Annotated in this window: 5 protein-coding genes and 1 pseudogene; 2 read left to right on the forward strand and 4 right to left on the reverse strand. The window is 65.7% G+C overall.

Features of this window, described 5'->3' with window-relative positions; all coding sequences use genetic code 11:
• Positions 1-4: 4 nt before the first annotated feature.
• The gene (locus HUA74_RS44755) at positions 5-409 is read right to left on the reverse strand and encodes a zinc-binding dehydrogenase (protein WP_174459486.1); all 405 of its coding nucleotides are present in this window, start codon (positions 407-409) and stop codon (positions 5-7) included.
• Positions 363-1157, reverse strand: a complete 795-nt coding sequence (locus HUA74_RS44760) for a helix-turn-helix domain-containing protein (protein WP_174459487.1) — start codon at positions 1155-1157, stop codon at positions 363-365. The genes HUA74_RS44755 and HUA74_RS44760 overlap by 47 nt, the downstream gene beginning before the upstream one ends.
• Before the next feature lie 123 nt (positions 1158-1280).
• On the opposite strand from HUA74_RS44760, the gene HUA74_RS44765 reads away from it, so the two are divergent.
• Positions 1281-1667, forward strand: a complete 387-nt coding sequence (locus HUA74_RS44765) for a hypothetical protein (protein ID WP_174459488.1) — start codon at positions 1281-1283, stop codon at positions 1665-1667.
• 2425 nt (positions 1668-4092) lie between these two features.
• Here the strand turns inward: HUA74_RS44765 and HUA74_RS44775 are convergent.
• Positions 4093-5744 (reverse strand): annotated as a pseudogene (locus HUA74_RS44775) (ISL3 family transposase).
• A gap of 245 nt (positions 5745-5989) precedes the next feature.
• On the opposite strand from HUA74_RS44775, the gene HUA74_RS46540 reads away from it, so the two are divergent.
• Entirely contained in the window at positions 5990-6112 is a 123-nt protein-coding gene (locus HUA74_RS46540; RefSeq protein ID WP_256434741.1) for a hypothetical protein, read from the forward strand.
• Between the two features lie 2425 nt (positions 6113-8537).
• Here the strand turns inward: HUA74_RS46540 and HUA74_RS45275 are convergent.
• Positions 8538-8850 (reverse strand): hypothetical protein (locus HUA74_RS45275; protein WP_217443735.1); only part of this gene is annotated, 313 nt, incomplete at its 5' end.

The raw sequence follows: 8850 nt of genomic DNA on the forward strand, positions 1-8850 counted from the left end.
GGTTTCAGGGCACTCGCAGCACCACCTTGCCCACCGTCGCGCGCGACTCCAGTCGCTGGTGGGCTTGCGCGGCTTCCTCCAGCCCCACCACCAACCCCAGCTTCACGCGCAGCTGCCCTCCCGCCAGCGCGCTTCCCAGCGCCTCGCGTGCCCGCCGCTGCAGCGCGGCCGGGTGCGGCGTGCGCAACCAGTACGCGCTGACTTTCAGCGACTTCGCGTACAGCGACTCCACTTCCACCGCCGCCGGGGGCCCGCTCGCGCTTCCGTACGCCACCAAATGCCCGAAGGCCGCCAGGGGCTCTCTCGTTGACGAGACAGCGCGATTCGCTGTCGAGCCCCTGCCATCGATCAGGTTTTTTGCCTCAGCGTGGGTAGAACTGCTCGATGGTGATCTCCTCCGCCAACGCATGGAGGGGCGCGCCAAAGGTCGTGACCGTTGTGAACCACTGGGTGGTGGCTCCGTCGACCTCGAAGGTCAGCGGAACCAGGACGGATCCAGCACCGCCAGGCATTGTTGCTGGTAGCGCACGGGCTTCCGGGCAGGTGAGTACTCTCTCCAATACGCGTGCGACCTCGGAGCGGGGACCGCGCAGCCGTGCATTCTCCCTGAGCCGACTGAGCAGGAAGCCCGCGACCTCGGGCCAGTTCCCAATCGCCGCTCGCACGCGACCTGGGGAAAAGACCAGGTCCATCAGGTTGATTCTCCCGAGCGCGTCTCGTCCCTGGCCCATCAGCGTGAGTGCGCCGGTGTTGGCGTCGAGCACCGTTGATGCCGCATCGAGCACGAGGGCGGGATAGGGGTCGTGCGTTCTGAGAATCATCGCCGCGGCCTGGCGGATCTCCTTCATCTCCTCACTGTTCCAATCACTCTCGCCAAACTCAGGCGCGAAGCCCGCCGCGACAAGCAGGGCGTTGCGCTCTCGCAAGCCAAGCATCAATGCTCCAGCCAGTCGCATGACCATGTACTGGCTAGGGGTCGTCCGGCCTGACTCGATGAATGCCAGGTGTCGAGGAGAGACCTCGGCGTCGAGCGCCAGCCCAAGCTGGCTTTTGCCTCGCAACGCACGCCAGTCTTTCAGCAGCGTACCCAGTTCGCTGGTGGTTCCCGGGCCGTTCTTCCGGTGGCCCCTCGCCGGCACGTCGTCGATATCGCGCATCAAAAGGCCCCTTTCGTGGCTCTAGTCGATTCATGCCCGCCGGCGCACTTCCCTCCGAGGTCATTGCGAGGCGGCTGGGCAAAATCGAATCTTCAGGCTCTCTCGTCACCGGAAAGCTTCCTCATGACAGACCGCCTCGTCTATCGCTTCGATGCCATTGCCGCCATCACCATGGGGAGTGCCCTCCTGGTTGTGGCGACGCCCCTCACCACGCTCGCAGGCTGGTCGTTGCCACCTGCCTTCCTGTTCGGCGTGGGGTTGTTTCTCGTGCCGTGGGCTGGTTTCAATGCCTGGGTCTCCGGCCAACCGTCTGTTCCCACCCTGGCCGCGCTGGTGCATCTCACGGTGGATGGCTTGTGGGTGATGGGGAGCGTGGGGCTCCTGGTCGCTCACGGTTCCAGCATGACGCTTGTGGGCATCGTGCTCCTGATAGGACAGGCCGCGACTGTGCTCGGTGTCTTCGCGCTCAAGCTCGGGGCCGTGGCGCGCCCCCGCTTTGCTCGCAGGTGAGCCGAAGGCTCAATGGAAGGGCATTCCTGGCGGAGGACCTGGGTCTTGGAGTGCTCGACGGGTGGCCAAGCGGAGCCCCCAGGTGTGTTCATCAGGGGGCCGTTGTTCGAGCTCGTAGTGTTGACGAGGTGAGTGGCCCAAAGCGGGTCCTCCCTGTCGCGGCAGTGGGCTTCTGGCGCCGGACAGGGGGGCGGTAGCTGTCGTCTTCCCATGACGAGGACCGTGATGTGGTGGAGCGGGGCGGTCGGTCCATGGCCGAACCGGCCATCAGCGGGTCCCTGAGACGCCGAGGTCGCTCTCCAATCTCTCGGTTGGAGGTGATGTGATCCTGCTCTTGCGCGCGTACCACTGGCGGATGCCCTCGTAGAGGTCCACCGGCTCATCCTGGGACAGTCCGCGAAGGACGCGGTCATCGATGATGGGCAAGTCTGGCGAGGTGAAGCGCAAGCGGGCGCTTCTCGTAGCTGCCCATGAGACCCGTGCGCCCCAACGCATGAGCAACTTGTCGGTGCCGAGGTAGAGGGTACTGTAGCCGGCGCGGCACTCACCGTGGCCGAGGTCCTGTGTCAGGTGGGACTTTCTCAGTGGTGGTGGCCGACGATGAGCACTTTGTCTTGGCGCTCCAGGACGCCACACATGCATGGCTCCAGAGGGGTTGAAGTTGGCATCCTCGCAGGAGGTGTGACGCACGTGCTGGGACAGTTGCTCGGAGTCGAGACAATCCACCGTGTCGCTCGGCAACTCGGAGAGGAAATCGGAGTGGGGGAGGGGGTCGTCCACAGCCCGCTGGGTGCGCAGTTGCGGGGATTGAGGGACGCCGGCCAGGCGCAGCTTCTCGCGCATGGGAATCAATTCATCAGCTTGCCGACATCATCGAAATCCGCCTGCGCCACCTCTCCTGGCCGGGGACGGTCATGTCCTCGCTCCGTACGCGTGCGCCCCGAGCCTTCTGCACCCATGCGCTTCATGGCCGAGGCGCTCGCCTCGAAGCCGCCTACCTCCAGTCAAGCCCGCGGTGGGTGCTGAAGCCACAGGCCTTGGACGAGCAGCGCCTCCACTCGACCCTGTCCAGGACACCGGTGAGGATGGCTGCCTCGGTGACACCTTCGACGGCAGGTGCGCCTGCACCACCGCCTTGAGCGCTTCGTGCTCAGGTCCCTCGTCAGCGGGGCACCAGTACGCCGGACCGCCACGAGAGCCCGCGATGCGCCCTCACCCTATTCGGCCCCATGCCCAATTGCCGGGATACTTGGCTCGCACTCTTCGCTATACGGGGTGCAGCCGCACCAACGCTCTCAGCCAGAGTCATGTCTCGCCCCCCGGTAGCTCACCCTCGGGCCCCAGGGAGCGCCGCCGTGGCGGTGCTCGTGACTCATGAGGATGCATGGGCATGGGAGGACTGGCTGGGCAGACTCGCAGCCCTCTCGCCAGCCTCGCCTTTCCAACCGTCTTTCCAGTGCCAGGATCCGCGCGCTGCCCCGATTCGCGCTCCGCTTGGCCGCCCGCGCTGCGCACAGCACAACTTCGGTGAAGACCCTCCTGCGCGCCAATACCCCGGTCCGTCACACCACGCCCATGGACCCGTTGTCGGACCACTCGGTGAGGTCTCCCAGGTGATTTGCGCCTCGCTCAGTCTCTGGGGTGAGACACGACGGCCGTGACAGAAGTCTCCGCCTTCATTCGGCCTGTGAGCTACCAGTCCCCGTTGCAGTGAAGACGCGAGAGGACGCCTCGCAGCCACAGCAGGTCCGCCCGTCCACCATGACATCCTGGTCGACCGTAACGTTGGTTGCGCCCGCCGACATGCGAGCCTCTCGTCTCGATAGATTCTTAGCGGGGCTGTCCTCGGACGATCGTGCCTCCATGTCCGAAGTACACAGCGCGGTTCCGAGGGATTCGTGCCGTGAGGCTCCAATTGAGCGCCCGAGGGACGGATGACGCGCGCACAAAGCAGTGCGCTTCGCCCGGGGCAAATTCATAGCCGTGTATTCATGTTTTTGGAGTGACTATGTTTCGGCTTGAGGAGTTCCCTGGCGGTGGCCAGGTGTGGCCGTGTCACGTCGACGTCAAGAGCAGGGCAAGTAAGGGGGGGCACAATGCGGCTGACCAGTCTCAGGTTATCGCCATCCGAGACTCAAGCGTGGTACGGCCTTCACATCGAGCTTGCGCGTCGACGTCTCCACGTTCTGCTGTGGAAGGGGCCGCCGCGTTGAATATAGGCATTCTTGCAGTGGAATACGTGCGGTTGCCCTCTTTGACTCTGTGAAGCGAAAGAGTCCCTTGCGTTCTACGTGCTTGTTCGTGCCGCCGAGCTTGCGATGCGCGCCGGGCACTTCCACTGCCCGCGCGCACCACGGCGACCGTTTCATGGGACTGAGCGTCACCCGCTTCGGTGGCTCTCCCGCACTTCGTGTGGACCGTTGGTTCAGACGGTGAGCAGCACTCGACGACGCAATAGGTCGAAGTTGGCGCGGCCATACATCTGACGCTTGAGGAGCTTGAGCTTCGTGATTTGACCCTCGGCCTGGGCGTTGCTCCAGGGAGAGGTCAGGGCAGCCCGGACGGCATCGCCGTCCTGTTCGAGGCCCTCCGCAAAGGTTTCCACCGCGCGTACTCCGCACGCACGAGCCTCGCCCAACCACGCTTCGAAGGGCCTGCAGGACCTCGTTGGCCTTGCTCGCTGTGAAACGCCCCGCGAGCGCACGAGTTCGCAGAACCGCCGGGTCAATGCGACGACACGCGACGCTTCCTCGTCCTGCTCAATGCGCGCCAACGTCGCGGTCTCCGCGGAGGTCAACTCCGAGGGCCTCTTCACGCACAACCATGCCAATTGCTTCGGCGAGGGAAGTGCGTCAGGGCTCGTGCCCTTCGACCACCAGTTGCCGCCGGGGTATCCGCGCGCCCCTGCGCGAGGCCGAACGGTCCGTCGCACTTGGAGCCAACGGTGGACCTGCCGCGAGGTGCCACGAAAGCCTTGGGCGCGAATCTCCCGCCAGAGTTCGCAGGCGTTCTCACACCCTGCGGCTTGTCGCCGCGTCAGGTACTCCAGATAAGGGTCGAGGATGCTCGGTCTGGGCACGCGCGCCGCGCGCTCAGGGAAGACTTCGGCGGCGGCGTATTTGCGCACCGTCCCTCGCGCAAGTCCCAGTGTGTGACTGATTCTCAGCAGGGGCTCTCCCGCCAGGTGACGGCGCTGTACGGCTTCGTATGCAGCGACATGCCGGGAGCGGCTCTCCGCTCGGGCGTGAGCTTCGGCGTGAGTTCGCGAGAAGCTGGTGTGACGACGCGCGGGAGGAGTGTCTCCGCTCGAAACGGCTGGTAGCGCTCGAAGGCGGGGGTGAGCGCTGGTCATCCAGCGTTCCATCATTTGCCGTCCATTCAGCAGTAAGTGCCAGCGGTCCGCCACCTGCTGGGCCTCTGGAGCGCCCAGCACCGCCGCTCGTGCGTACTCGGTCGACCGGTCTCTGGCGATGACTTCCACGCCGGGTGCTGGCTCAGCCATGCGCTCACCGTGGGAGTCGAGCGGTCTGGCAACACGTCCCGCACGCAGTGCTCTTCCAGGTCGACAAGGATGGAGCCGTAGGTTCGTCCCTTGCGCAGCGCCCAGTCGTCGAGGCCGAGGACGCGAGCGGGGCTGGGAGCAGGCAGCGGAGCGCGGCGAATCAGCCGCAGGAGGGTATCGGGACTGGTGGGCATGGCCAGGGGCTTGAGCAGCCTGGCCCCAGCCTCTGCTCCGGCTGTGATTGCAACGGCGCACTGCGCGGTGGCCAGCCGACGCGTCCGCCGAGCCTGAGCGGCCACCAGGCGCACCGGCCGCTCCGAGAACGTGCGGCGGGAGCATTCCGGGTTTCGGCAGCAGAAGCGCCGCACACGCAGCTCGAGTTGCACGACGCGCCCTGTGGCGGGCAGGTCCGCCGGGCGACGGACGTAGCTACCATGCACTGCGGTACTGGGCGTCTGGCAGGAGGGACATCGTGCTCCCGTGCCCTCCATGCGCACCCCGAGGACGACACCCGCCGCGCTACCGTGGGCCACCCGGTCCACCCGACACCCAGGAAGTGGGTACAGCGTTTCCATTCCCAGGGTGTATTCGCCCCGCTGGCAGCTTGCCGCGTCTGCCTACTCCCCAGAGGGGAACCACACGAAGTGCGGGAGAGCCACGGAAGCGGGGGACTCTCAGACTGCCCTGAAACATCCTCGGCGGATAGTCGGAGACGACGGTCGAACTTTTGCGATCGAGCAGCCCCAGTCGCCGCTGGAGAGGACCCTGGGGCCGGCTCGCACACTCGAGGCGTGGCAAATGCCACCGCAGCACGGTGGAGGTGGAGACGCTGGACGCGAAGTCGTTGGAAGTCAGCGCGTACTGGCTGCGCACGCCGCACCCGGCGGCGCTGCAGCGACGGGCACGCGAGGCCGCGCACTGGCGGGAGGGCAGCTGCACGTGAAGCTGGGGCTGGTGGTGGGGTTGGAGGAAGCCGCGCACGCGACCAGCGGCTGGAGTCGCGCGCGACGTGGGCAAGGTGGTGCTGCAAGTGCCCTGAAGCCGCTGCGGGCCCTCAGGCCTCGAGGGCGGCCTCGGGCCGCAAGCCTGCGGAGACGCCCTGGCGGCCGAAGCGGGCACTGGGGCCCCGCGTGGCGTCGGAAACTCTAGACGCATCAAGAGCGAAAAGCCCCCGTCGCACGAGGCGACGAGGGCCTCTCTCAAAAAGAATCCGGCAGAGATGGATGAGGTTGGCGTCCGGAGCGCGCCGATGGTCGTCGCGTACAGGGATGCCGATCGAGTTCCCGAAGTTGAGGTCGTCCCTTGCGAGGTCTCCATGTCTCATGCAGAGACCACCAGCAACTCTGTTGACCGACCCGAGCTGTGGCTTGTGAGAGAGGCCTGGGTCAGGAGCGATACGGTGGCATGCAGCACCATTCCCATGGGCGGGATGCGGGTTGAGGGAGGGAAGAGTGTCGCCGGTCAGTCTTCGGAGCCGTCACAATTGGCAACAGGGTCTCGAAGCCCCGTCGACCGAGGACTGCTGTCCCGAGCAGGCGGTCCCCGTTGTCCTCCGCATTCTGATGGAAAGAGGTGGTTGCCTGCGGTTCTCCGACCCACTGGAATGCAACCACGAGTGCTTGATGGATGGACCGGCGTGGCCGCGGGAACCCCTGTGGCACCACGACCCGTGCTCCAATCGTCAGGCCACCAGCCAGCGCCCTGCGTGGGCGCTGGAGAGGTGGGCACTTGTTCTCGAAGCTACTTGTGCCGCGTCCGAACTCGTGTTGTTCAATCTGGCCCGAGCTGCTTCGGCTTGCCCGGGTGAAGACGCTCGTAACCTCTTCGTTCGCCGCCCGGTCGCGCTGGCGCAGGCTCGCGTGAGGGGACAGGCGCCTTTCGCGACTTGGGCTCCGCGAACAAGCGCCCTCGTCGGCGTGGCGATGTAGTCGCCCTGACGAAGAGCATCAGCAGCACGAGGGATGCCGCCGCGAAGCCACACGGTCTTCCAAGAGGACAGCGGGTTCTTGGCGGAGCTCGAAGGAGTCGTCCCCCGAGAAGGGGAGGCAGAAGACCCTGTCGCCCGTGACAGGTACGTCGCCTCCCCGAGAGACTCGGGGGACTCCGGGGATGGAGCATCAGAGCGACAGGCATCCTCTTTCGTCAGGACCCCCACCCTTCGAGTGATCTGAGTCGTGGGGGCATCCTCTTTCACGATGGCGAAGGCCTCGTTCAGGAGTGGGCGCCCTGGATTGGCCATGTGCGAGTACTCGTTGTGTTCTATCCGGGGCAGTTGTTCGTACCGGGTCGCGCAGAGCGGGCTCTGTGGCGTCGCTTGGTCACCACGCGCGGGCTCGCTGAAGCCCGAGTGCAACCCGGAGAGGTCACTGGCCGCATGCCCGGAGAACGGTCTCAGGGATCACCCCTGGACTGAGATGGCGTGGCGCTCAGCGTGTCGGTGTCGAGCCACCCGCTCCTGCGTAGCGCGTCACGCGAGCTCCGGCTCTGCTCTCAACTGCGGGCCTCATATCGCGCCCATGGCGAAGCGCTCGGCGGCGAACCTTCAGGGGAAGCCGTCCGTGACGGGAAACTGCCTGAGGGCTCGTTCTCCGTTGGTGAATCCCCGTCCATGAACGTCGGACCAGGTTCGTAGCTCCCGGGTGAGTGCTGCCTCCTCGGAGACTCGTCAGGGCGTTGAAGGAACTCATGCACGTTCTTCTTGCGGAGGGCCTCCCTGGCAACTCTTCCCGAAGCGCGCAGCAAGTCCGCCGCCGTCGAATGGGCGATTCGTAGGCACTACGGTGCAAATAGACGTCGAGTGGGCGAAGCCAGGGCCGCAGTGCCCCCGTCGCAGGTGAAGGGCGGCCCCCTCAGGCAGGGAGAAACCGAGCCACCTCATCTGGGCGCACTCGCACAACTCCTCGGTAGGGTGGGCTTCAGACTGCCCAGGCCTGCCGCTCCGATTGTTCGAGCACCGAGAATCTCTCCCGCGCTGCCAACCGCGGAAGGCGCCTGGCGTCCTGGTGAGAGAACCTGGGACGAGGGGACGCGGACTCGCCCTGTCCATGGGCCGCCCAGCGAGTGGCCTGTCAGGCGCTTCAGGAGAGCTGTTCACAGGACGCCTTCGGTGCCCGCAGCGGCGGTCGTCGATGGGCCACCGCTCGGGCGGGTGATGGGGAGCGGCCCTTCATTGATGGCCGATGCGCACGTGCGCTGGAGCCAGATCCGAGAGGTCACTGACCCAGGCCGAAAAAATCCGACGCCCTGCGATCAGAACGCTGGTGTTCGCCGAATCCCGATGGTACAAGCCGCCCCCCTCGCAACGAAGCCCGCGCACTGGCGCGGATCACTCCGTGGTGAGGATGTACCGACAGCACGGAATACAGCGGTCAACGAAGCGAGTTGACAGAAGATGCGGCGGTGGTAGAAGCCGCGCCCCGACGAAGAAGCCCGGGCAGCAGCAGGGCGGAAGCGGCGAGGGAGTCAACGAAGCAACGGTTGACACGGGATGCGGCGAAGAGATAGAAGCCGCGCCCTCCCGAAAGAAGCAGCGGAAGCCACTGGGCGGCGCTGAGGACTTCGGGAAGCAGCAGAGAAGAAAAGCGAAACTGGGTGGTTGACAGGGAGCGCGAAGATGAAATAGAAGAGGCGCCCCGCTGACGCCGGAAAGAAGTAGAAGGCGGCAGCAAGGTAGCAGGAAGT

The organism is Myxococcus sp. CA051A, from assembly GCF_013336705.1.
Lineage (GTDB): Bacteria > Myxococcota > Myxococcia > Myxococcales > Myxococcaceae > Myxococcus > Myxococcus llanfairpwllgwyngyllgogerychwyrndrobwllllantysiliogogogochensis.

Bases quoted from the DNA above. Each gene is read 5' to 3' on its own strand.
- HUA74_RS44760 (WP_174459487.1), bottom strand. From the start codon at position 1,157: ATGCGCGATATCGACGACGTGCCGGCGAGGGGCCACCGGAAGAACGGC.
- HUA74_RS44765 (WP_174459488.1), top strand. From the start codon at position 1,281: ATGACAGACCGCCTCGTCTATCGCTTCGATGCCATTGCCGCCATCACC.
- HUA74_RS44755 (WP_174459486.1), bottom strand. From the start codon at position 409: ATGCGTTGGCGGAGGAGATCACCATCGAGCAGTTCTACCCACGCTGAG.